The organism is Herbidospora sakaeratensis, from assembly GCF_001570525.1.
Classification (GTDB): Bacteria; Actinomycetota; Actinomycetes; order Streptosporangiales; family Streptosporangiaceae; genus Herbidospora; species Herbidospora sakaeratensis.
On sequence record NZ_BBXC01000010.1, the window covers coordinates 373,073 to 393,994 of the forward strand.

Genomic DNA, 20,922 nt, shown 5'->3' on the forward strand with positions numbered 1-20,922 from the left:
GACCTGATGCCCCTAGCCAAGACCAAACGTGACCTGCCCGCCGCCCCGCCCGACGTGGAGAACGACTTCCGCTCCTTCGAGTCCCGGCTGCGCGGCCCCCTGGCCGCCGACGAGTCCGCGTCCCGGTGGGTCGACGTGGCCGCGCACGACGCCGCCGCCCAGCGCTGGTTGCTGCACGGCCTCGACCTGCTGCTCCAGAACGGCGACGCGGCCGGTCCCGGCTTCGACGGCGGCCGGGCCTGCTCGCTCCTGGTCGACCAGGCCGTCAGACGCCGCCACGAGCCCGGCGACCCCGGGTTCGAGTTCGAGATCCTCACCGTCTCCGGGTGGCTGGAGACCACCCTCCCGGCGGCGCTGGCCCGGCCGCGACCGGCCGCCTTCTTCCCGGCCACCGGCCGGTTCGACCCCGACCGGCTCACCGCGGAGCTGCTTCCGCTGCTGGCCAGGCGGCTCGTCGAGGTCAGGGACGCCGGGGCGGACGAGCTCGACGAGCTCGTCGACCCCGGCCTGCTCGGCCGTGTCGCCGCGGAGATCGAGGCGCTGGTCCGGGCCGACCCGTCCATGTGGGCGATGGCGCGGGCCGACGGGCCGCTGCACGAGGGGTACGTGTTCGCCGACAACGTGCTCCCGTCGTCGGTCCGGTCGGCCGGCGACGCCGACCGGCTCGCCCACCTGCGGCAGCAGGTCCACCTGCTCGGCCGCGACCCGGCCGCCGGGGCGCTGCTCGACGGCTACGACCACGCCGTCCACCGCGAGCGGCTCGACACGCTGCTGACGGAGTGGCTGGCCGGTTCGCCCGAGCTCGACGCGCTGGTGGGCGAGGTGATCGAGGTCAGCCCCGCCCACCAGGGCGGCCTTCGCAGCCCGGTCTACGTGCCGACGGGCATTCCCGAGGGGCCGCAGCTGCGCCGCACGGTGGCGCACGAGTTCCTGCACCGGCTCGCGCACCCCCACTACCTGGCGCGGGCCGCCGAGACGGCCGACCCGCAGATCCTGGTCGAGGGCGTCGCTGACGTGCTCACCGCCGACCTGCTGCCCGAGGTCGGCGACGTCGGCTACGGCTCCTCCGGCGCCGCCGCCGTCGAGCTCTTCGAGTCGGCCGGGCCCGACCGGCTGAAGGCGGCCTACTTCCTGGGCCGCATCGAGTTCATCGGCCTGTCCTGAGGAGCCCCATGGCGTTCAAGAAGAGACGCAGCCTGTCCACCCCGGTCCGGCCCTCGGCCGGGCCGAGGGCCCGCTCCGCCAGCGCGCCCGAGGCGCGGGCCCCGGAGCCGGAGACCGACCCGGTCGACGCGCCGGAGCAGTTCGACGTGCCGGAGGAGTTCGACGTGCCGGAGGAGGTCGGCGACCTCCCGCCGATCCGCCTGTGGGATGTGCCGGAACCGGCCCCGCTGCCCGGCCCGGCCTCCCCCCGTCAGCACGGCGAGACCCTGACCGACGCCGACCGGCGGTCGGTGAACTACCAGCGCGACATGGAGTTCTTCCAATCCCTGTGGCAGACCTACTACCACGGGACGACCGGGGCCCGCGTCCACACCGTGGGCGAACGGGCGCTCTACGGCCTGATGAGCACCGACGATCCCTTCGAGAACGCCGACTACCTGCGCACCCCGCTCGAGCCGGGCTCGATCGTCACCCTCGCCGAGGTCGGAGTGCGGACCAGGAGTTTCGTCACCTTCCCGCAGGAGAACGAAGACCTGACGCAGGCCGCCGCGGAGGGCGACTACTTCCACCTCGCCAACTTCCGGCATCCCGCCGACCCCGGCAAGAACGCCTGGCGGGCCCGCCGCCTGGCGGTCAACGTGAAGACCCAGGAGACGGCGCTGTCGCTGGCCGCAGGGCTGACCACGCTGTTCGGCGACGAACAGGTGGGCCCCTACTTCGAGAAGGTCAAGGTCTTCCTGTCGGAGGTGCCGGCCGAGAGCCCGGTGAAGACCGACAAGCTGGTGCTCTACTACCAGACCGCCGACGACGCCGTCGACGGCGGCCCCGACGTGGTCGGCGACCGGCTGCTCGAAGCGGTCAACTCGTTGTTGCCGCCCGACCAGGCGGTCACGCTCACCAGCCCTTTCCTGTCCCGGGTCGCCACGGCGGTCACCTGGGGAGAGGACACCCAGCACTTCGCGCCGTGGGCCGAGGGGATGAGCTTCACCGACAGCCGCGCCTCCCTCATCAAGGTGGTCCTCGACACCAACACGCCGATGCTGAACCCCACCGCGCTGGCCGAGGCGGTGTTCGACGTCTTCGACGTCGCGGGCATCCCGTGGAACCAGCGCCACCGCCACACCCAGCCGAGCTGAGGACAACATGGCATTCAAGAAGAAGAAGGGCGCTCCCCGGCCGGGTTCGATCAAGATCCCCTACCGCCGCCCGGTCGTGTCGGACATGGTGTCGTCGCCGACGGGGGTCCGGGAGAGCCCCGCCGCACGGAGCGTCCGTTACCGGAAGGGCGCCGCCCGCGACGCCCGGTTCATCAGCGAGCTCTACAGCCGCTACTACGACTCCAGGAACGGCGGCGCCCGCATCGACCACGACGACGAGGACGTCATGTCGGACGTCTACCGCCTGATGGGGATGGGCGGTCCCGGATATCTCGCCCGGCCGGTCACCCGGCGTCAGGTCGAGGACTTCATGGTGGCGGGCGAAGGGCGGTGGGAGGTGGAGAACCAGTCGGGCGGGCCGTTCTCCGCCGCCCTGGCCGCCGGCGACTACTTCCGGGTGCTCAACCGCAGCCACGCCGAGCCGAAAGACCTGCGTTACCGTGCCCGGCGGCTGGTGGTGAACGTACCCGACCAGCAGACCGCGCTGGCCGTCGGCGAGGCGCTCGCCCCGCTGTTCGAGCACCCGGTGATCGGGCCGAGGTTCTACCAGTTCAAGATGTACCTCTCCAACTGGGCCGACCCCCAGCGGAACGTCAAGCACGACAAGATGGTCGTCTACTACGCCATCGACCCCACCGTTAAGGGCGACGCCGACGTCATCGGCGACGCGCTCGTGCAGACCATCTCCGCGGCGATCCCGCCCGGGCAGGCGCAGCAGAGCGTCAGCCCGTTCTACTCGATCGTCACCCCGACCGTCGCGTGGGCCGAGGAGGCCGAGGACTACCTGCCCGACTCCGGGGGCCAGAGCTTCACCGAGACCCGCGCCGCCACCATCGCGCGGGTGCTGGCCGACAACCCGGTGGTGAAGGGCCGGCAGGAGCTCGCCGACCTGATCACTACGGCGCTGACGAAGGAGGGCGCCATCGAGGGGGCCCGGCACCGCCACCAGATCCCCGACAAGATCTAGCCGCCGAGGCACTCGGTCCGGCCGAAGAAGAACGCCGCCTTCAGCCGGCCGGACCCGAGTTCCCGCGGCAGCCGCCGACCTCCTCGGAGCCCCAGTCGCGATCGGCCGGTTCGGGCAGGGTGAGCGTGCCGGGGAAGACCGCCTCGGTCCAGGCCGCCCACGGTCGGCCTGCGGGTCAGCCCTTATGGCTGCCCGCAGAGCGCCGTGACGGTGACGGTCACGGTGGAGTTGGTGTTGTTCACCGGGAACAAAACGCTCACGGCGTCGTCGAGCGGGCCGCCCGTCTGCGAGTAGAGCCGCGCCCAGGCGACCGAATGGGGGTTGAGCAGCGCGACGTACTGCGACGTGACCTGGTAGTCGGAGTCGAGCAGCACCTTGCCGGCCGGGCACTTGGCGTGGGTCGTGCCGGCGGTGTTGGCCGGGTACTTGTTCGTCGCGACGACCTTCTGCAACCCGGCGATCCCGTTGGCCCCCGCCGCTCCCCGCTCCCCCTGCGAGCCCTGCGGACCGGACGGTCCCTGGTCGCCCTTAACCCCCTGTGCGCCCTGCGGCCCGGTCAGCCCCTGCTCGCCCCGGGGGCCCGGCTCTCCTTGCGGCCCGGCGGGACCCTGCTGCCCGGCGGGACCTTCCGGGCCTGCGGCCCCCTGCGCGCCGGTCCGGCCCGTCGGGCCGGTGGGGCCCGTCTGGTTCCAGGTGATCTGCCGGTATCCGAGCGGGCACGTGTCGCCGGGAGGCTCCGTCGGCACGGGCCGCACCATCGTCTGCTCGATCGGCCCCGGCACGCGGAGCACCCCGTCGGCCCCGACGCAGGCCGTGATCCGCAGGTCGTCGGCCACCGCGACCGCGACTCCGGCCCCACCGGCGACCAGCCCGGCGGCGATCCCCACGGCCAGCCACATCGCCCGTTCCCTACCGCGACGCATGTCATCTCCCCACTGAAGGCGACGTCCCACGCTAGGGAGGGCGGGCCCGGGAATCGTCACCCGGCAGGCGGACCTTGGACGCCGACGTCCGCGGGTCGCCTAGTTCAGCTGGTCTCGTAGGCGGCGGCACTCTCTGGTGAAGCGGCTCCTGCCCTGATTGGCCGCGTGCACCGTGACCTCCGGGATCTCGCCGGTCGCGCCGATCCAGGACGCCACCTCGGTCGCGAAGGCGACCGCCTCCGACTGCGGGGTGGTGGGGCGAGCGCCCGCGCGGGGGAGCAGGTGCGGCAGGAGTCCGCGCAGGAGGGCCCACACCTGGCGGGGGGCGCCCTCTTGGGCCAGTTCGGTCAGGGCGGCGATCAGCGGGCGGATGGCCAGCCGTTCGCGGTCGACCAGTTCGGGGAGCTGGCGCGCCAGGGCCTCGGTGGGGAGGGCGTCGCGGGCGGCGAGGTCGAGCAGCAGGGCGATCAGGGGGTCGCCCGGCTCGCGGTCGGCCAGGAAGACGCCGAGGATGACGGCGGTCGCGTCGCCCAGGGGGCCGTTGGTGGTGGTGTGGTGGCCGAAGCCGGTCACGGTGAGGCTGTGGTGCGGCCAGGGGGCTCCGGTCTGCGCCAGGCAGCTGACCGACGCCACCTCGCGGTGCGACGGCACCATCGCGGCGTACCAGTCCATCTGCAGGGAGCAGGTGCCGAACGTGTAGCGCCGGGGCCTGACCAGCATGACCTCGTCGATCAAGGTGTTGCCCGTGGGGGTGGCGAGCCGCACGAACGGGGCCGGGCGGTCGACGGCTTCCCCGTTCTCGGTCCACTCGACCCCGGTCACCGGGTCGGGCAGGCCCTCGCCGGCCAGCCACTCGGCCGCCGTCTGCGCCGCCGCAGAGTCGACCTTCGCAGCTCGTTCGGCCGCCGCCGGGTGGGCGCCTCTCGGCAGGCGCATCAGCGCTTGGGCGAGGTCGGCCGGGAGCGGTTCCCGCCTGGCTTCGGCGCAGGTCTCCAGGCGGTCGACCAGGACCTCCGGGTCGAGATGGCCGGTGTCGAGCGTGGGGGTCGCCAGGAGGACGGGCGGGAGCGTGCCGGCGCGCAGGGCGTCGTACACCTCGCTGAACCGGTGCAAGAGGAACAGGTGCAGCGGTGTCGCGTGCCGCGGCAACCCATCGGGCGGCTCGTCCGGCGTCCAGCCGGGAGTGATCAACTCGGCCGACAGGGCCGCCATCCAGTCGCGGGGGTCGGCCCACACGGACGACCCGTGCCACCAGTCGTGGCGTCGCTTCAGCGACCGCCGAAGCGCCGTGCGGTCGCAGGCGGCCTCGCGGGTGAAGGCGGCGAGCCAGCCTTCCACGCCGGTCCACGTCGTGCCCGGGGCCGACAGTGCCGGTTCGGGGAACGGCTTGGGCTCGGAGGGCGCGGGCAGCGGCGGGAACGTCAGGGCGGGCGCGGGTTCCGTTCGCACGGGTGAGGAGGAGAGGCGGGCGGCCAGGTCGGCCGGGAGGGTCGCGATCCCGTCGGCGATCAGGGAGGCGTCGGTCACGTGTCTGAGGGTCAGGTCGACCGCCCGCGACTGCACGTCGAACGACGTGTGCCCATACGCCGTCACCAGCGCCGGCCCGAACTCCGCGACGGCCGAGGGGGTGCGCCTGACCTCGGCGTCGAGCCAGCGCAGGCCGATCGCAGCCAGTTTCGCCTCGGCGCGGAACGTCAGCGACTCGACCGCCTCGACGAGGTCGGCGCGGTCGATCGGGAACACGGTCTTCACCTGCTTCGCCGCGAGTTCGGCCACGGGGCCGGGGGCCGAGGGGAGCAGGCGCAGGTAGTCGCGCAGGCGGCCGGCGGTCTCCTCGGGAGTCGGGTCGAGCAGGTCGTGCAGGCGGACGAAGAAACGCAGGTCCTGCGGCTCGCCGCCGCGCAGGAAGCGGCTGACGCAACCGTCGAGGGCCTGCTCGCGCGGCACGCCTCTGCGGACCCGGGCCAGCCAGCGGGTGGGGGCGGGGGTGAGGCGTTCGTCGCGCAGTTCGCGGCCGGCGCCCTCGGCGTCGAAGACACGCAGGAGGAGGGCCGACGTCAGCGCGTCTTTGGGATGGGTCGTCATCCGCAACCACGCGGCCACCAGCGGGTCGTGGCCGGGGGGTTCGGCGCCGGAGGCACGCAGCAGGGCCACGGCCAGCGGCGCGAAACGGTCGTCCGGGCGGCGGATGCGGCGCGCGAGCCGCACCGCGACGTCGTGCTGCCACTCGATCGGCCGTGCCGCGGCGACCTTGACGGCGTCGGCGACGTTGAGCCCGGCGGCCCGCCGGCGGTTGACGTCGCGCCCGGCGATCCACGAGACGGCGGCGGCCGGGCCGGTGATGGCGCCGAGGCCGGCCAGCAGCAGGGCGGGGGCTCGTTCCTCGAGCATCTCGTCGACCTCGAAGCCCTCGTCCCAGGCGCGTTCCCACTCGGCGTTGTAGTCGCGCCGCGACAGTTCCGCCAGCTTCTCGGCGCGCAGCTCCTTCACCAGGCCGGGCAACGCACGGCCGATCTCGCCGCGTTCGGCCTCGGTCAGGTCGAGCAACCGCCTGCCGAGTTCGTGGACCTGGTTCCGCCGAATCAGGTCGAAGATCTGCCTCATGTCCCCGGACCTTAGGTGCACCGACCGACAAAGCGGTGAATGTCGAGAAATTGTGAATTCATGTAGCACGTGTCCCGTGAACCCCAAGGCCAATTCACCGGACCGGGTTCTCTCGGAAAATCCCCCGAATCACGCCTTGGCGGTTGGGCTAGTTTGGAAGGCACACAGGGGAGGTCGGAATTGCAGCACATGCGTGTATCCGACGCGGAGCGCGACCGCGCCTGCGCCGTTCTGCGTGAGCACTACGCCCTCGGGCGGCTCGACGACCAGGAGCTCTCAGTCCGGATCGCGGCCGCTCAGACCGCTGTGACCTGGCGAGATCTCCACGAACTGATGCACGACCTGCCGCCGATCCCGGGCATGCCGCTGATGCCGTCGGCCGCGCCGTTCGCACCGCCGCCGCCACCCCCGGTCATGTACGCGCCGCCGGTCGCCCATCTGGCGCCCAATCCCGCACTGGGCCGGAAGTACTCGACGGCCGCGTGGGTCTGTTTCGTGCTGGGGTTCGCGAGTTTCGGGCTCATGTGGATTCCCGCCCTGACCTTCGCCGTGCTCGCCCGGCGGGCCAGGGAACGCGGTCGCGACGACCGCAACCCGGGCACGGCCATCGCCCTCGTGACCGGCGCCACCCTGCTGCTGACGCTGGTGGCGCTGCCCGCCGCCTTCGACGACGGAGACGACGACGGGTCGTCGTGGGAACACGTGGACGCGCCCCCGCCAGTGGACTTCGACGACGACTCCGACATCCACGAGGTCGTGATGAGGGTGGTCGCCGACCGGCCCGACGCGACCGCGGGCGACTTACTGATGAACGCCGAAGGCAGCCAGGTCGCCTCCGGCAAGGGGCTGGTGCTGCCCTTCGAGAAGGAGCTCGACCTGGCCAGCCTCGACGACCTGGCCGTGGAGGCCGAGGCGGCCGGCGGGGCGAAGCTGACCTGCCAGATCGCCGTCGACGGCCAGGTCGTGGCCGAAGGGAAGCCCGAGTCGGGCGGCTGCTCGGCCGCCTACAGCGGCTGATCCTTCCGGTATCGGGTCAGCCAGCGGTCGATCTCGGCGAGCGGGGCGGGGTCGACCGCGTAGAGCCGCCGCGTCCCGTCGACCCGCACGGTCGCGAACCCGTTGTCGCGCAGCACCCGGAGGTGCTGCGACACGGCCGGCTGGGTGATGCCGAACTCCGCCTGGACGACCGCGCCCACCTCCCCGGCCGACTGTTCCCCGGCGGCGAGCAGTTCGAGGATCCGCCGCCTGACGGGATCTCCCAGGACGTCGAAGGCGCGCATCCGACTACCTTATATAAGTGACCACTGATAACGACCGCCTGCCCTTCCCCGCCGACCCGACCGAGGCCCAGCGGGCCGCGATCGAGCGCATCGCGGCGGGTCCGCGCGGCGGCGTCTCCGGCCCGTTCGTGCCGCTGCTGCGCAGCCCCGAGCTGATGACGCGGCTGCAGCTCGTCGGGGAGGCGATCAGGTTCGGCGGCGTGCTCGACGAGGACCTCGTCGAGCTGGTCGTGCTCACCGTGGCCCGGCACTGGGACCAGCCCTACGAGTGGGCCTTCCACCACCCGATCGCGCTGGCCAAGGGCGTGCCGCCGGCCGACGTCGAGGCCGTCGCCCGGGGCGAGCGCCCGCCGGACGGACGCCTGGCCGTGTTGTGGGACCTGGTCGACGAGCTCCAGCGCACGAAGCAGGTCGCCGACCCCACCTACGCCGAGGCGGTGGCGGTCTTCGGCGAGGAGCGGGTGGTCGCGGCGGTCGCCACGGCCGGCTACTACACCACGCTGGCGATGGTGATGAACACCGCCCGCACCCCGGTGCCCGACGGGCTCAGCGCCGCACTCCCGGAGGCCACACCCCGACGTTGAGGAACTGGTGGGCGTACGAGTAGGCGACGAGCTGACTTCGGTTGGAGCAGGCGAACTGGTCGAGGAGTTTGCTGATGCGTTCGGCCACGGTGTGCCGGCTGAGGTGCATCTCGCGGGCGATCCGGGTGGTCGTGTACCCCCGGGCCAGCATGACGATCAGCCATCGGTCGCGATCATTTATCAGGTCGTCGTACGCAAGATCCATGAATGAACTCCTCGCGTGATCGCTTGCGTTTCGAGCGTAGGTTCGGGCGCTTAACCGCTGGTATCGCCGGGCCTTGCGGCCGGTTTGCCGGTGAGGATCGACGTGTAGAGGCGCTTGAGCACGGGGCTGGGGTCGAGGCCCAGCTCCCCGGCCAGCCGGCGGCGGACCGCCTCGAACTGGGCGAGCGCCTCGGGGGCCCGGCCGCAGCCCGCCAGGGCGGTCATCCGGGCGGCGATCAGGCGTTCGCGGGCGGGGAAGAAGGCGGCCAGGTCGTCGAGCCGGGTCAGCACCTCGACGAACGCGCCGCGCTCGATCTGGAGCTCGGCCCAGTCCTCGTTCACGGCCAGGTGGAGGTCGGTGCAGCGGGCCACCGTCTCGTCGAGCAGCGGCACCCCGGCGAACTCGGCCAGCGGCCGTCCCCGCCACAGGTCGAGGGCCCGGTCGAGCAGGTGCAGGGCGGCCTCGCCCGCGCCCCGGCGGCGCATCTCGCGGCCGGCCGCCGCGAGGTCGCGGAAGCGGAGCAGGTCGAGTTCGTCGCGGCGGGCGTCCAGGCGGTAGCCCCAGCCTTCGAAGGCGATCCGGTCGCCGAGGCGTTTGCGCAGCTCGGACACGTACACCTGGAGGTTCTTGCGGGCCGTCGCCGGAGGGCGGCCCTCCCACAGGGAGTCGATGAGGTGGTCGGTCGGCACCACCTCGTTCGGGTTCGACAACAGGATCGCGGCCAGCAGGCGCGACTTCCGGGCGCTGATGGCGAGGGGCACGCCGCCGACGCGGACGTCGAGCGGCCCGAGCACCCGGACGTCGAGAGCCGTGGCGCGGCCGCCGAGCAGGAGGAAGCCCGACAGGTCGACGCGGGTGTTCTCGCGGTGCAGCCGGCGGACCATCGCGAGCGTGGCCATCGAGACGTCGTCGACGCCCGCCTTCGACTCGAACCAGCGCCAGTCGCCGTCGGGGTTGACCTCCAGGAACACCGGCCCGTCGGCGGTCAGCAGGAAGTCGAAGGCGCCGTAGCGCAGACTCCACAGATCGGCCAGGCGGTGCACGGCCTCGGCCACCTCCGGCGGCGCCGGGACGGGCTCGACGGTCACCGAGCCCTCGTCGCGCCAGATCGCGGCCGGTGAGGGCTTCTCCACCCGGAAGGCCCTGATCTCGCCGTCCACGTGGTAGACCCGCAACTCGGCGGTGTGCTCGACGTACTCCTGGACGATCATCGGCGCGTCCCGCGTGTGGAAGGCCGACCGGTCGCCGATCTCCGGGAAGACCCCTTCGAGCAGGTTCGGCTCGGCTTCAACGAAGTGCCTGCTCAGCGCCTTGACGACCACCTTCCGGCAGGGGAAGGCGGCGCCCGCCGGGTCGGTGGTGACGATCGTGCGCGGCACCCGGACGCCGGCCTTGGCCGCGCCGTCGAGCTGGGCCAGCCTGCCGGGGTCGAGGCCGTCGGGGATGCGTACCGAGGAAAGGGCCGTGACCTGGTCGACCAGGGCGACCCATGACTCGGCGCGGAACAGGGCGCGGGCGTCGCCGCCGGCGAACGCGCCGAAGTGCCGCACCCACGTGACCGTCGGCAGGATGCGGCGGCCGTCGATGGTGAGGGAGCCGTCTTCGTGGCGGGTCACCGCGGCGAGTGAACCGGCGTCGATGCGCACGCTCGGCACGCCGAGGGCGCGCAGACCGCGTTGCAGCCCGGCGAACTCGCCCATGCCGGCGCGGTCGGCCAGCACCACGCACGGCAGCACGGTCCGGGGATCGTCGTCGTCGGGCAGCCGCCAGCTCACGCCGCGCGCCGCCGCCGGCATCCGCAGGGTGTACGAGCCCGTGTCCATGGGCCGATCGTGTTCCGGCCCGGACGGGAGACACAATCAGCCCTCTGCCGTTCGGCATAAGCCCACTTTCGTGGGGTTGTCCGGCCCACTGATCACCAGCCCATACTCATGCCATGAGTGACGTGGTGACGGCCACGGGGCTTACCAAGCAGTACAAGGGAATGAGCCGGCCCGCGGTGGACGACGTGTCGTTCGACATCGCGCGTGGCGAGACCTGCGGACTGCTCGGCCCCAACGGCGCCGGTAAGACGAGTCTCATCAAACTGATCTGCGGGGTCACCGCCCCCACCTCCGGCGACATCCGCGTGTTCGGCGTCGACCCGGTCCGCCAGCCGGTCGAGGCCAAGAGCGGCATCGGCGCGATGCACCAGACCGCGCCGTTCGACATGATGCTGCCCGCGCTCGACAACCTGCACATCGCGGCCAGGTTCCGCGGCCTCAAGTGGCGCACGGTTGAACCGTGGGCGATGGAGGTGGCCGAGTTCCTGGGCCTGACCGAAGCCCTCGACCGCATGTGCTTCCAGCTCTCGGGCGGCCAGCGCCAGCGCCTCCAGCTGGTCAGGGCCCTGCTGAGCATCCCCCAGCTGCTGATCCTCGACGAGCCGTCGGCCGGTCTCGACGTCGCCGGCCGCCGCCAGGTCGAGAAGTTCGTCACCTGGTTGCGCGAGGAGCACGGCGTCACCATCCTGTGGACGACCCACCACATCGAGGAGCTGGAGCGCAACTGCCAGCGGGTCCTGGTCATCAACAAGGGCCAGGTCGTCAGGTTCGCCAAGCCCCGCGAGATCGTCGAGGAGTTCGGCAGCACCCACGTGCAGGTCAGCGTGGAGGACGCGCTGGCCCGGCAGCTCGTCGCCGACTGGGCGCGCGGGGCCGGCCACGAGATCACCGAGGGCGAGAACGAGGTGCGCATCCACGGGGCCAAGGCCCGGGACGTGCTGCCCGCGCTGGCCGGTCTGGCCGTCACGGGCGTCTCGACCGTCACCGACTCGCTGGAAGAGGCGTTCCTGCGGATGACCGAGAAGGTGACCGCGTGAGCCTGACCTTCGAGCACAAGCCCCCGGCCGCCGGCACCGCCCGCCAGGCCGACCTGGGCGCCGTGGTCTACCGCGAGTGGGCGCTGCTGGCCCGCAACCGGGTCTACCTGATCCTCGGCCTGGCCCCGATGCTCATCTACCTGCTGCTGGTCAACACCTCGCTGAGCAACCTGGTGCAGACCGTGGAGTACAAGGGGCTGGCCGTCGGGTTCGCGGTGTTCCTGCTGCCGATGACGCTGGGCATGTCGGTGGTCAGCGCGGCCGGCACCTCCGCCATGGCGATCTTCCAGGAGGAGATGAGCGGGGTGGCGACCCAGTTGTGGTCCTACCCGCTGCGCCGGTCGCGGTTCCTGATGGGCAAGATGATCGCCGGGGTGTCGCTGGTGCTCGGGCAGAGCCTGCTCGGCCTCGTCGCCGCCGTGCTGATCTTCGAGTTCCCGTTCGACCTGGAGGGCTGGCTGGCCCTGCTGGTGACGCTGGCGCTGGCGTCGCTGGCCATCAACGGGCTCTACCTGGCGGCGGCCATCACGGTCACCGACTACCAGGCGTTCATGGTCGGCTCGAACCTGTCGCTGCCGGTCCTCGTGTTCAGCGCGCCGTCGATGTACACCTACGACAGCATGCCGACGGTCCTGCAGTGGTTCTCCCACGTCAACCCGCTCACCTACGCCATCAACGGCATGCGCGACGCCAGCCTGTTCGGCTTCGCGGAGGCCGGGCGCGACATGGCGATCCTGGCCGTGATGGCGATCGTCGGCTACTCGATCGGCGGCCGGGCGCTGCTGAACCGGGCCCGCAACATCTGATCCGAGGGGGCGAGACGATGCACGACACCACCTGGCTGCGCTCCGCCGCCGACGCCTCGAAGGTGCTGTTACCCGGCACCGACCGGGCCGTCGGACCGGCCCGGACGCTGGAGATGGCCGGGCGGGCCGCCCCGCTGGTCGGGATCACCCGGGTGGCCGACATCACCCGGCTCGACCACATCGGCATCCCGACCTTCCAGGCGATCCGGCCGGCGTCCCGCACGCTGGCGGTCTCCCAGGGCAAGGGGGTCACCCCCGACCTGGCCCGACTGTCGGCGATGATGGAGTCGATCGAGTTGTGGCACGCCGAGCAGCCGATGGACGCGCGCACCGTCTCGCCGCCGAGAGAGCTCGACCTCGGCTACGACGTGGCGGCGCTGCCGCTGTCGTCCCCGACCGTCCTGCACGAGGGCCTGCCCGTCGCCTGGGTGCCCGGCCGGTCGCTCGTCGACGGGAGCGAGACCCTCGTGCCCCGTGACACGGTCGCCTTCCGGCTGACCCGCCGCACGGGCTGGAACCCGCCGGTGTTCTTCGAGTCGACCAACGGCCTGGCCAGCGGGAACACCCTCGTCGAAGCCACCCTGCACGCCCTCTACGAGGTGATCGAACGCGACGCCGTCACCGGGTGGCTGACCGGGAAGGACAAGGGCGAGACCGTCGACGCCGCGTCGATCGGGTCGCCGGTCATCGACGTGCTGTGCGAGCTGATGGCCCGCGCCCGCGTCACGATGGAGTGCCGGTCGGTGCCCTCGCCCACCGGGCTGCCGGTCTTCGTCGTCAGGATCACCTGCGACGACTACCCGCCGCCCTTCATGGGGTACGGCTGCCACCTCAGCGCCGAGATCGCCCTGTCGCGGGCCGTCACCGAGGCGGCGCAGTCGCGGCTGGCCTACATCTCAGGGGCCCGCGACGACCTCAAGGCGGGCGCGCAGAAACAGCTCGCCCGCGACTACCCGGCGCTCGTCGAGGGCGGGGCCGGCATCCAGGAGGTCCCGGCGCGCGGGAGCCTCGTCGACGACCTCGACGACGTGGTGAAACGCGCCGCCGTCGCCTTCGGGCACGCGCCCATGGTGGCCGACCTGACCCGCGCGGACATCGGCGTGCCGGTGGCCCGCGTGCTGGCCCCCGGCAGCCGCGTCATCCCGGAGGTGTTCTGATGAAGGTCGTCGTCTACACGGGCCCGACTCTGTCGGCCGACGAGGTGCGCGCCGTCCGGCCCGACGCCCGCGTCGCCGCGCCCGCCGCCCGGGGCGACCTGCTCAAGGACGACTGGAGCCCCGGCGACACCGCCGTCATCATCGACGGCTACTACCGCGAGCGGCTCTCCGTCGGGCACAAGGAGATCCTCTGGCTGCTCAACGAGGGGGTGCACGTCATCGGCGCGGCCTCGATGGGGGCGCTCCGGGCGGCCGAGCTCGCGCCGTTCGGGATGACCGGGGTGGGCGAGGTCTACGCGATGTTCTCCTCCGGGGAGGTCGACGGCGACGACGAGGTCGCCGTACTGCACGGCCCGGCCGAGCGCGGTTACCCGGTCGGCACGGTCGCCCTGGTCAACCTGCGCCACGGCGTGGCCCGGGGCACGATCGACCCCGCGGCGGGCGGGCGCATCGTCGCCGCCGCCAAGGCCCGGCCGTTCACCCACCGGTCGTGGGAGGAGCTCGAAGAGGCGGTCGATCCGGCCGACCGGGCGGCGGTGGCCGTACTGAGAGAAGAGCAGTGGGACGTCAAACGGCTCGACGCCCTCGCCGCGCTCGAAGCGGTCGGCGACGCGCGGCCGGGCGTCGCCGGGGCCTGGTCGGCCGACGTCGCGCTGACCGGCATCACCCACTATGAGGCGTTGAAGTGGCGGTCGGCCCGCGACCTCGACGTCATGAACGCGGCCCGGCTGTTCGCGCCGGAGTATCCGCAGGTGCACGCCTCGGTGCTGACCGAGTTGCTGGCCGGGTTCGGCGGCGAGGCCCACGCGCGGGAGAAGCTCGGCGTCTACGGCGACGAACTGCCCCCCGAGCTGGGCAGATGGCTGACGCCCGAGGAGAACGGGCTCGGCACGGCCGAGCGGCTGCGCCTGGTCATGTTGCGGGTCTGGCCGGTCTGGCAGTCGGAGGACTGGCGGCGGGCGGTGCTCGACCGGCTGCGCCGGCACCCGAAGTGGCCCGAGTGGAGCGACCTCGTCGACGCCGCCACGACGGCGCGGGAGACGGCCAGGGCGGCCACGCCGCCGCCGGAGTTCTGCGCGCGGTTGTTCCTGCGCCACTGGAAGACCGCGCCGCCGCAGGTCGAGATGGCCCGGCGCGGCTTCTACGGCATGGACGACCTCGGCCGCACCGTCACGCCGTTCTTCCCCTTGGACGCCCAGCGGAGACGCTGATGCGGATCCCGCGCGCGGACCCGCATCCGGTCCTCCGCCGGATGCGCGAGCAGACGCCGGTCGTGCAGATCGACGGCGCCTGGTATCTGACCCGGTACGCCGACGTGCAGCGGGCCCTGCTCGATCCGGCCGTCGGGCGGCGGGTCGTGGTGCACGAGGGCGTGGACGACCCGCTCGCCATGGTGCGCCGCACCATGTTCAACCTCGACCCGCCCGACCACACCCGGCTGCGGCGGCTGATGGCGCCCGCGTTCGGGCCGCGTACCGTCGCGCGGCTCGACCGGCGCATCGGCGAGATCACCGCCGAGCTGGTCGCGGGCCTCGACGGCGAGGCCGACGTGATCGAGCAGCTGGCGCTGCCGCTGCCGATCCTGGTGATGGCCGACCTGATCGGCTTCCCGGCGGCCGACGCGGCCCGGCTCCGCGTCTGGAGCGACGCGATGCTGCGCAGCCACCACGCTCCCCGGATCAGGGCGGCCGGGCTGGCCTTCGTCCGGTACATCGAGAAACGGGTCGCCGAACGGCGCGAACAGCCGCGCGACGACCTGCTCACCCGGCTCGCGTTCAGCGCCGAGCTCGACCAGGAGGAGCTGGTGGCGGGTGTGTTCCAGCTGGTCATGGCGGGCGACGAGACCACGGTCAACCTCATCGGCAACGGGGTGCTGGAACTGCTGCGGCACCCCGCCGAGCTCGCCCGGTTGCGCCGGGACCCCGGGCTGATCGACTCGGCCGTCGAGGAGGTCATGCGGTTCAACGGGCCGGTCGGCCACTCCCGGCCGCTCTACGCGCTCGCGGACGTGGCCTTCGGCGACGTGGTCATCCCGGAGGGCGACCGGATCGTGCCGGTGCTGCTGGCCGCCAACCGCGATCCGGAGGTCTTCCCCGACCCCGACGTGTTCGACGTCGGCCGCACCCCCAACCGGCATCTCGGCCTCGGCCACGGCATCCACTTCTGCCTGGGCGCGGCCCTGGGCCGGCTCCAGGCGCGGGCCGCCATCGGCGCGCTGATCCGGCGTCCGCTGGAGTTCGCCGCCGACCCCGCCGGCCTGGAGTGGACCCCCGACCTGTTCATCCACGGCGTGCGCCGCCTTCCCCTGCGAGTGGGCCCATGAAGAATCTCTCGGCCATGGCCTTCGGCTTCGCCGGTTCCCAGATCCTGTACGCCGCCACGAAGCTCGGCCTGCCCGACCTGCTGGCCCGGGGCCCCGCCGACGCGGAGACGCTGGCCGGGCAGGTCGGCGCCGCCCCCGACGCGCTGCGCCGTCTGCTGCGCGCGCTGGTCGTGCTCGACGTGGCGATCGAGATCCCGCCCGCACGCTACGCGTTGTCGGCCTTCGGCCAGCCGTTGCGCACCGGCCATCCGCGGTCGATCAGGTCGAGCGTGCTGCTCCTCGGCGACCCCGACACCTGGCGGGCGTGGGGCGCGCTGACCGAGTCGGTGCGCACCGGCGAGACGGCGTGGGACCACGTCCACGGGAAGCCGCTGTTCGAGCACCTCGCCGCCGCGCCCGGCCTGTCGGCGGTCTTCAACACCGCGATGCGCGAGGGCACCGGCCAGGTGGCCGACCTCGTCGACGTCGACGTCGCCGGCCGGACCGTCGTGGACGTCGGCGGCGGCAATGGCACCCTCCTGGCGTCGATCCTGACGCGCCACCCGGACGCCCACGGCGTGCTGTTCGACTCGGCCGAGGGCACGGCCGACGCCGCGCACGTGCTCGCGGGGGTCGCCGATCGGTGCCGGATCGAGAACGGCGACTTCTTCGACGCGGTGCCCGAGGGCGACGTCATCGTCCTCAAGGGCATCCTGCACGACTGGGACGACGGCACCTGCGTCCGGCTGCTGCGGGGGTGCCGCAAGGCGCTGCGGCCGGGCGGGCGGCTGCTGGTCGTCGAGCCGGTCATGCCCGAGAGCCTCGACGCGGCGGAGGCCGCGGGGGTGGTGATGAGCGACGTCGCCATGCTCGTCTACACCGGCGGCCGGGAACGCACCCGGCCGGAGTTCGAGGCGCTGCTGGCGGACGCCGGGTTCGTGGTGACGCGGGTCGGCGCGTGTCTCGGCGGCTCGCCGATCAGGGTCGTGGAGGCCGCGGGAGACTGAGCGGCATGAGTATGCCGCGCCCGGGAGCGGCTCTCATGAGTAAGTGCGCTGCTCTGGTGAGCATTTTCAGATGCGCGCATCCTGTGCCTGTGTGGCAGAAGCGGGCAATTCAGGTGTTCAGGTGACACATCAGGCCGAATTGGCCCTCTCGGTCGAGGCGATGCCCGTCAGGGTGGTCGTCGGCGATCCGGACCGGGGGGTTCGGGCCAGGCTCAGAGGATCGCTGCACATGGGCAACGGCGTCTACGTCGTCGGCGAGGCCGGCGCCGGGACCCGGCTGGGCGACCTGGTCGCGCGCCAGCGCCCCCGCGTGGTCGTGGTCAGCGCGGCGCTGCTCGACTCCGGGGTCGAGTTCGCCCTCGCGGTCGAGGCGCTGACGCGGTGCCGTACCCACGTCGTGCTGGTCGCCGACGAGCTCGACGAGGAACTGCTCGGACGGGCGCTGCGCGAGGGGGTCGGCGGGTTCGTGCACCGGCCGTCGCTCTTCGCCGAGATCGTGCCGGCGATCCGGCTGGTCGCGGCCGGGCACACGTTCATCTCCACCGCGATGATCACCCGGCTCAGGGACCGCATCGCGGGCGCGATGACCGGGGTCGACCACCACCTGGCCGCGCTCACCCGCCGGGAGGCCGAGGTGCTCGCCCTGGTGGCCACCGGCCTGTCGAACGCCCAGATCGCCGGCCGGCTCGGCATCGGCGCCGGGACCGTGCGGTCGCACCTGGCCAGGATCCTCGACAAGCTCCAGGCGGCCAACCGCGCGCACGCGGTCGGCATCGCCTACGAGCTCGGCTTCATCGCGCCCAGGCGAACTGGCTGATCGCCTGCTCGGCGGTCAGCGGCTCCACGAGGTCGTCGACCATGGCCCGGAAGACGGCCTGGTGGTCGCGCACGGCCGGGATGAGCGCCTGGCCGTGGAACACCTCGGCGGCCAGCCCCGCACTGCTCAGCACCGCCCGCCCCACCTTGGCGTCGCCGCCCTTGCGCGGCTCGGCCACCGCCATCCGCCACGACCGGTCGGCCACCTCGGCGACCGCCCGCTGACTGGGACCCTCCTCGGCGATCCGCAGCGCGGTCATGGCGGCCACCGACATGCCGTGCGAGTAGACCGGGTTGACCGTGACGACGCTGTCCCCGACGGCGAGGAAACCCTCCGGGAGCTCGGCGTCCTCGAAGTGACGCCGCCGGTTGGCGGTGTCGCGGCAGGGCCGGATCGGCCCGGCGGGTTTCGCCTTCTCGATCAGGTCGGCGATGACCGGGTCTCGTAGCGCTCGGGCGTATGCGAGGAAGCCCGCCTCGTCGAGAGGTGGATCGCCGGTCATCGTGACGATCCACCGGTTGCCCTCGATGGGGAACAACGTGCCGCCCCTGGCCGGGGTGTACTTGGGGTGGACCAGCACGGCGGGGATCTCGCCCGAACCCTCGTAGAGGCGGGTGGCGTAGGCGACCCCAGAGGGCACCGTGATTTCGCCTATCGCGGGAACGCCCAGGGCGGCCAGCCAGGTGGGGGCGGCGGAGCGGCGGCCGGTGGCGTCGACCACCAGATCGGCGCCGATCACCTCGGATCGGGCGATCTCCGGCAGGTCGCCGAGGGGCGCGCCGGTCGTGGTGCGGATCTCGGCGATTCCGCCCGCACGACCGGGTGCGGCGATGTGCTTCCACCCGTCGGTCACCGTGCCGAGACGGACCCCCGTCACCTTTCTCGTGTCGCCCGTCAGGCCGACCGCCGCCACTCCCTGGACGACCTCGATCGCGGCGTGCCTTCTGACCACCTCGTCCAGGAGGGGTCTGCCGCAGGCGATCAGGTCGGCCTCGGTGCGGACGCGGTGGAACCAGCCCTCGCCGGAGAAGATCAGGCAGTCGCCGGGGAGGTTGCGGCGGTGGGCGCCGGCGGCGAGCAGGTCGTCCACGACGCCCGGGAGGAGTGCGTCCAGGGCCCGGATGCCGCCCGTCATGAGCACGTGGTTGTGATGGGACTGCGGCAGCCCCCGCCTCGGGCGGGGGCCCGCCGGGTAGTGGTCGCTCTCGACGACCACGACCTCGTCGGCGTGCCGGGTCAGCGCGACGGCGGCCAGCACCCCGGCCAGCCCGCCGCCGAGGACCACAGCGCGGGTCATCACGCCTCTTCGAGGAGCATGCCGTTCTCGACCATGGCGCCGATGAACTGGTTGACCTCGGTCACGATGCGCCGGCTCACCGCCTCGTTGCCGCGCGCGTAGGCACGCGACATCGACAACGCGATCGGCTCGCGCTCGCCGGTCTGCTCGACCATCATCCAGATCTTGGAGCCGGTCTCGTTCAGGGTCGAGAACGCGCCGGTCTCGGTGTGGTAGAGCGACACGCCGTCGGCGGTCTCCTGCCAGATCACGTCGTCGCTGATCGTCAGTGCCATGGTCATACCTCGCTTAGACAGGCGTGATGGGGAGCAGCTTGCCGACCTTGATCGGCTCGCGCATCGGCGGGACGTAGCGCGTCCAGTCGTCGAAGACCGGGTGGATCGTGTCGTCGGCGACCAGGCGCGGGGTCGTCATGACGTCGTTGCCGGCGGCCAGTTCGGCGCCGGTCGCGCCCGACTCCAGCCAGAGCTGGGTGGCGATGCCGTGGCGCAGGATCCGGCACTGGTGGCGGCTGTTGCGCTTGATGTCGAGCGACTCTGCCATGTGGGAGGCCCGGCAGCCGCCGCCGCACGACGCCTTGATGTAGCAGCGGGCGCAGTCGGCGTGGTATTCGCCGCCGAGCACCGAGCTGGTGCGCATCTCCTTCAGCACCGGCGCGCCGAAGATCTCGGCCAGCGACTGCTCGCGCACGTTGCCCGCGTAGTGCTCGTGGCCGGTGACCAGCTTGCACGGGTAGACGTCGCCGAGCGAGTTGATGTAGATCTCGTTGCCGCCCATGCCGCAGTTGGCCTTCACGGCGCACGGGCCGAGCGGCTTGGGGCCGTCGGGGCTGAGCTTGCCGGCCGCCGGGGAGGTCCACGCGATCTCCTGGATCCGCATGTGGTCCTGCCACCCGAAGTCGGCCTTGTCGGTCACGCCCCGGCCGAGCTTGTTGTGGTACATCAGCCGGATGCTGTGGACCTCCAGCCCCTCCACGAACTGGGCGAAGTCCTCCAGCTCGGAGATGTTCTCCGACGTCACGATGTGGTTGATCTTCGGAACCACGCCCGCCTGGTTGAGCAGCTGGAGCGCCTTGTGGGTCTTGGCGAACGAGCCCGCGCCGCGGGTGCGGTCGTGGGTCTCGGCGGTGCCGCCGTCGACGCTCACGGTGACCGAGTTGAACAGCTCGGCGAACCGCCGCGCCGTCTCCGGCTTCCTGATCATCGTCGCGTTGGTGACGATGTTGCACTTCAGGCCCAGCGACCTGGCGTGCTCGACGATCTGGAACAGGTCCTTGCGGAGCATCGGCTCGCCGCCGGTGAAGATGACGTACTCGGCGCCGAACGCGGCGATCTCCTCGATCAGGCGCAGCGACTCGTCGGTCTTCAGCTCGTTCGGCAGGCACTTCTCCGACGAGGCGTAGCAGTAGGGGCAGCGCAGGTTGCAGCCGTCGGTGATCGCGTAGTACGCCTGCTTGAGCTTCGGCTCCTGGAAGGCCACGTTCGGGCGGTGGCCGTCGTAGTAGACGACGTAGTTCAGGATCAGCTTCGCCAGGGCCTTCTCGTTCTCCAGCGTCTCGTCGAGGGGAAGGGCACGGGCCAGCGCCGTCAGCACGCCGAACTCCCGTGACGTCAGCACCACCCGGCCGCCCGAGTGCGGATTGACCACGAGACGTCTGTCGTCGTGGACGAAATAGGTGAGGCCCTCGGGGACCTCGAACAGGGCGCGGTTCTTGACCAGCTTCCCCGGCATGTCGCTCTCCCTCCCTCGTCACCGCGTGGACGCGGCCCCGCCTTCGGCGTCCGGGGCCGCG

Annotated in this window: 20 protein-coding genes; 12 read left to right on the forward strand and 8 right to left on the reverse strand. The window is 72.1% G+C overall.

The window, feature by feature from the left end; all coding sequences use genetic code 11:
* Positions 1 to 6 precede the first annotated feature (6 nt).
* The 3 genes from AW271_RS14875 to AW271_RS14885 are packed head-to-tail and all read left to right on the forward strand — an operon-like array spanning position 7 to position 3,288.
* Positions 7 to 1,164 carry a hypothetical protein gene (locus tag AW271_RS14875; protein ID WP_062337101.1) on the forward strand — a complete coding sequence of 386 codons (1,158 nt, stop codon included), beginning with the start codon at positions 7 to 9 and terminating at the stop codon, positions 1,162 to 1,164.
* An 8-nt stretch (positions 1,165 to 1,172) separates the two neighbouring features.
* Positions 1,173 to 2,300 carry a hypothetical protein gene (locus AW271_RS14880; RefSeq protein ID WP_062337103.1) on the forward strand — a complete coding sequence of 376 codons (1,128 nt, stop codon included), beginning with the start codon at positions 1,173 to 1,175 and terminating at the stop codon, positions 2,298 to 2,300.
* A gap of 7 nt (positions 2,301 to 2,307) precedes the next feature.
* A complete protein-coding gene (locus AW271_RS14885) occupies positions 2,308 to 3,288 on the forward strand; it encodes a T3SS effector HopA1 family protein (protein WP_062337105.1) in 981 nt (326 codons plus the stop codon).
* A 182-nt stretch (positions 3,289 to 3,470) separates the two neighbouring features.
* Here the strand turns inward: AW271_RS14885 and AW271_RS42855 are convergent, their stop codons facing one another.
* Positions 3,471 to 4,211 (reverse strand): collagen-like protein, encoded by a 741-nt coding sequence (locus AW271_RS42855; RefSeq protein ID WP_083976635.1) that lies wholly within the window; start codon positions 4,209 to 4,211, stop codon positions 3,471 to 3,473.
* Positions 4,212 to 4,310: 99 nt separating this feature from the next.
* The gene (locus tag AW271_RS14895) at positions 4,311 to 6,815 is read right to left on the reverse strand and encodes a hypothetical protein (RefSeq protein ID WP_062337109.1); all 2,505 of its coding nucleotides are present in this window, start codon (positions 6,813 to 6,815) and stop codon (positions 4,311 to 4,313) included.
* Between the two features lie 189 nt (positions 6,816 to 7,004).
* On the opposite strand from AW271_RS14895, the gene AW271_RS39675 reads away from it, so the two are divergent.
* Positions 7,005 to 7,832, forward strand: a complete 828-nt coding sequence (locus tag AW271_RS39675; protein WP_062337111.1) for a DUF1707 SHOCT-like domain-containing protein — start codon at positions 7,005 to 7,007, stop codon at positions 7,830 to 7,832.
* On the opposite strand, the gene AW271_RS14905 is transcribed toward AW271_RS39675, so the two are convergent.
* Positions 7,820 to 8,095 (reverse strand): ArsR/SmtB family transcription factor, encoded by a 276-nt coding sequence (locus AW271_RS14905; protein WP_062337113.1) that lies wholly within the window; start codon positions 8,093 to 8,095, stop codon positions 7,820 to 7,822. The two genes, AW271_RS39675 and AW271_RS14905, sit on opposite strands and share 13 nt — an antisense overlap.
* A gap of 17 nt (positions 8,096 to 8,112) precedes the next feature.
* Here AW271_RS14905 and AW271_RS14910 point away from each other — a divergent pair, with 17 nt between their 5' ends.
* Positions 8,113 to 8,679: a carboxymuconolactone decarboxylase family protein gene (locus tag AW271_RS14910; RefSeq protein ID WP_062337115.1), complete on the forward strand. Its 567-nt coding sequence runs from the start codon at positions 8,113 to 8,115 to the stop codon at positions 8,677 to 8,679.
* On the opposite strand, the gene AW271_RS14915 is transcribed toward AW271_RS14910, so the two are convergent.
* Together AW271_RS14915 and AW271_RS14920 are read right to left on the reverse strand one after the other, a co-directional pair.
* The gene (locus tag AW271_RS14915; protein ID WP_062337117.1) at positions 8,642 to 8,884 is read right to left on the reverse strand and encodes a LuxR C-terminal-related transcriptional regulator; all 243 of its coding nucleotides are present in this window, start codon (positions 8,882 to 8,884) and stop codon (positions 8,642 to 8,644) included. The two genes, AW271_RS14910 and AW271_RS14915, sit on opposite strands and share 38 nt — an antisense overlap.
* A gap of 50 nt (positions 8,885 to 8,934) precedes the next feature.
* Positions 8,935 to 10,707 (reverse strand): BTAD domain-containing putative transcriptional regulator, encoded by a 1,773-nt coding sequence (locus tag AW271_RS14920; protein ID WP_062337119.1) that lies wholly within the window; start codon positions 10,705 to 10,707, stop codon positions 8,935 to 8,937.
* Positions 10,708 to 10,820: 113 nt separating this feature from the next.
* On the opposite strand from AW271_RS14920, the gene AW271_RS14925 reads away from it, so the two are divergent.
* The 7 genes from AW271_RS14925 (at position 10,821) to AW271_RS14955 (ending at position 17,833) form a co-directional block, all read left to right on the forward strand.
* On the forward strand, positions 10,821 to 11,744 hold the full coding sequence (locus tag AW271_RS14925; protein ID WP_062337121.1) for an ABC transporter ATP-binding protein: 924 nt from the start codon (positions 10,821 to 10,823) through the stop codon (positions 11,742 to 11,744).
* A complete protein-coding gene (locus AW271_RS40700; RefSeq protein WP_062337123.1) occupies positions 11,741 to 12,550 on the forward strand; it encodes an ABC transporter permease in 810 nt (269 codons plus the stop codon). Before AW271_RS14925 ends, AW271_RS40700 begins: the two co-directional genes overlap by 4 nt.
* A gap of 17 nt (positions 12,551 to 12,567) precedes the next feature.
* On the forward strand, positions 12,568 to 13,707 hold the full coding sequence (locus tag AW271_RS14935; protein WP_062337125.1) for a YcaO-like family protein: 1,140 nt from the start codon (positions 12,568 to 12,570) through the stop codon (positions 13,705 to 13,707).
* Positions 13,707 to 14,918 (forward strand): TfuA-like protein, encoded by a 1,212-nt coding sequence (locus AW271_RS14940; RefSeq protein ID WP_062337126.1) that lies wholly within the window; start codon positions 13,707 to 13,709, stop codon positions 14,916 to 14,918. The genes AW271_RS14935 and AW271_RS14940 overlap by 1 nt, the downstream gene beginning before the upstream one ends.
* Complete coding sequence (locus AW271_RS14945; protein WP_062337128.1) at positions 14,918 to 16,030, forward strand: cytochrome P450; 1,113 nt, start codon at positions 14,918 to 14,920, stop codon at positions 16,028 to 16,030. Before AW271_RS14940 ends, AW271_RS14945 begins: the two co-directional genes overlap by 1 nt.
* Positions 16,027 to 17,016 (forward strand): methyltransferase, encoded by a 990-nt coding sequence (locus AW271_RS14950; RefSeq protein WP_063817986.1) that lies wholly within the window; start codon positions 16,027 to 16,029, stop codon positions 17,014 to 17,016. The genes AW271_RS14945 and AW271_RS14950 overlap by 4 nt, the downstream gene beginning before the upstream one ends.
* Positions 17,017 to 17,137: 121 nt before the next feature.
* The gene (locus AW271_RS14955; RefSeq protein WP_157554169.1) at positions 17,138 to 17,833 is read left to right on the forward strand and encodes a response regulator transcription factor; all 696 of its coding nucleotides are present in this window, start codon (positions 17,138 to 17,140) and stop codon (positions 17,831 to 17,833) included.
* On the opposite strand, the gene AW271_RS14960 is transcribed toward AW271_RS14955, so the two are convergent.
* Genes AW271_RS14960 through stsB form a run of 3 tightly spaced genes read right to left on the reverse strand, consistent with a single transcriptional unit; the run spans position 17,808 to position 20,861 of the window.
* Positions 17,808 to 19,130 (reverse strand): FAD-dependent oxidoreductase, encoded by a 1,323-nt coding sequence (locus AW271_RS14960; protein WP_062337135.1) that lies wholly within the window; start codon positions 19,128 to 19,130, stop codon positions 17,808 to 17,810. The genes AW271_RS14955 and AW271_RS14960 overlap by 26 nt on opposite strands.
* Positions 19,130 to 19,405 carry a PqqD family protein gene (locus tag AW271_RS14965; RefSeq protein ID WP_169806333.1) on the reverse strand — a complete coding sequence of 92 codons (276 nt, stop codon included), beginning with the start codon at positions 19,403 to 19,405 and terminating at the stop codon, positions 19,130 to 19,132. The genes AW271_RS14960 and AW271_RS14965 overlap by 1 nt, the downstream gene beginning before the upstream one ends.
* Positions 19,406 to 19,418: 13 nt before the next feature.
* Positions 19,419 to 20,861, reverse strand: a complete 1,443-nt coding sequence (stsB, locus tag AW271_RS14970) for a StsB family radical SAM/SPASM domain sactipeptide maturase (protein WP_062337139.1) — start codon at positions 20,859 to 20,861, stop codon at positions 19,419 to 19,421.
* Between the last annotated feature and the right edge of the window lie 61 nt (positions 20,862 to 20,922).

Excerpts from the sequence above, each read along its gene's own strand:
- AW271_RS14915 (WP_062337117.1), bottom strand. The coding sequence starts at position 8,884 with ATGGATCTTGCGTACGACGACCTGATAAATGATCGCGACCGATGGCTG.
- AW271_RS14885 (WP_062337105.1), top strand. The coding sequence starts at position 2,308 with ATGGCATTCAAGAAGAAGAAGGGCGCTCCCCGGCCGGGTTCGATCAAG.
- AW271_RS14895 (WP_062337109.1), bottom strand. The coding sequence starts at position 6,815 with ATGAGGCAGATCTTCGACCTGATTCGGCGGAACCAGGTCCACGAACTC.
- AW271_RS14960 (WP_062337135.1), bottom strand. The coding sequence starts at position 19,130 with ATGACCCGCGCTGTGGTCCTCGGCGGCGGGCTGGCCGGGGTGCTGGCC.
- AW271_RS14880 (WP_062337103.1), top strand. The coding sequence starts at position 1,173 with ATGGCGTTCAAGAAGAGACGCAGCCTGTCCACCCCGGTCCGGCCCTCG.
- AW271_RS14940 (WP_062337126.1), top strand. The coding sequence starts at position 13,707 with ATGAAGGTCGTCGTCTACACGGGCCCGACTCTGTCGGCCGACGAGGTG.
- AW271_RS42855 (WP_083976635.1), bottom strand. The coding sequence starts at position 4,211 with ATGCGTCGCGGTAGGGAACGGGCGATGTGGCTGGCCGTGGGGATCGCC.
- AW271_RS14965 (WP_169806333.1), bottom strand. The coding sequence starts at position 19,405 with ATGGCACTGACGATCAGCGACGACGTGATCTGGCAGGAGACCGCCGAC.
- AW271_RS14905 (WP_062337113.1), bottom strand. The coding sequence starts at position 8,095 with ATGCGCGCCTTCGACGTCCTGGGAGATCCCGTCAGGCGGCGGATCCTC.
- AW271_RS14920 (WP_062337119.1), bottom strand. The coding sequence starts at position 10,707 with ATGGACACGGGCTCGTACACCCTGCGGATGCCGGCGGCGGCGCGCGGC.
- stsB (WP_062337139.1), bottom strand. The coding sequence starts at position 20,861 with ATGCCGGGGAAGCTGGTCAAGAACCGCGCCCTGTTCGAGGTCCCCGAG.
- AW271_RS14925 (WP_062337121.1), top strand. The coding sequence starts at position 10,821 with ATGAGTGACGTGGTGACGGCCACGGGGCTTACCAAGCAGTACAAGGGA.
- AW271_RS39675 (WP_062337111.1), top strand. The coding sequence starts at position 7,005 with ATGCGTGTATCCGACGCGGAGCGCGACCGCGCCTGCGCCGTTCTGCGT.
- AW271_RS14945 (WP_062337128.1), top strand. The coding sequence starts at position 14,918 with ATGCGGATCCCGCGCGCGGACCCGCATCCGGTCCTCCGCCGGATGCGC.
- AW271_RS14950 (WP_063817986.1), top strand. The coding sequence starts at position 16,027 with ATGAAGAATCTCTCGGCCATGGCCTTCGGCTTCGCCGGTTCCCAGATC.
- AW271_RS14875 (WP_062337101.1), top strand. The coding sequence starts at position 7 with ATGCCCCTAGCCAAGACCAAACGTGACCTGCCCGCCGCCCCGCCCGAC.
- AW271_RS14935 (WP_062337125.1), top strand. The coding sequence starts at position 12,568 with ATGCACGACACCACCTGGCTGCGCTCCGCCGCCGACGCCTCGAAGGTG.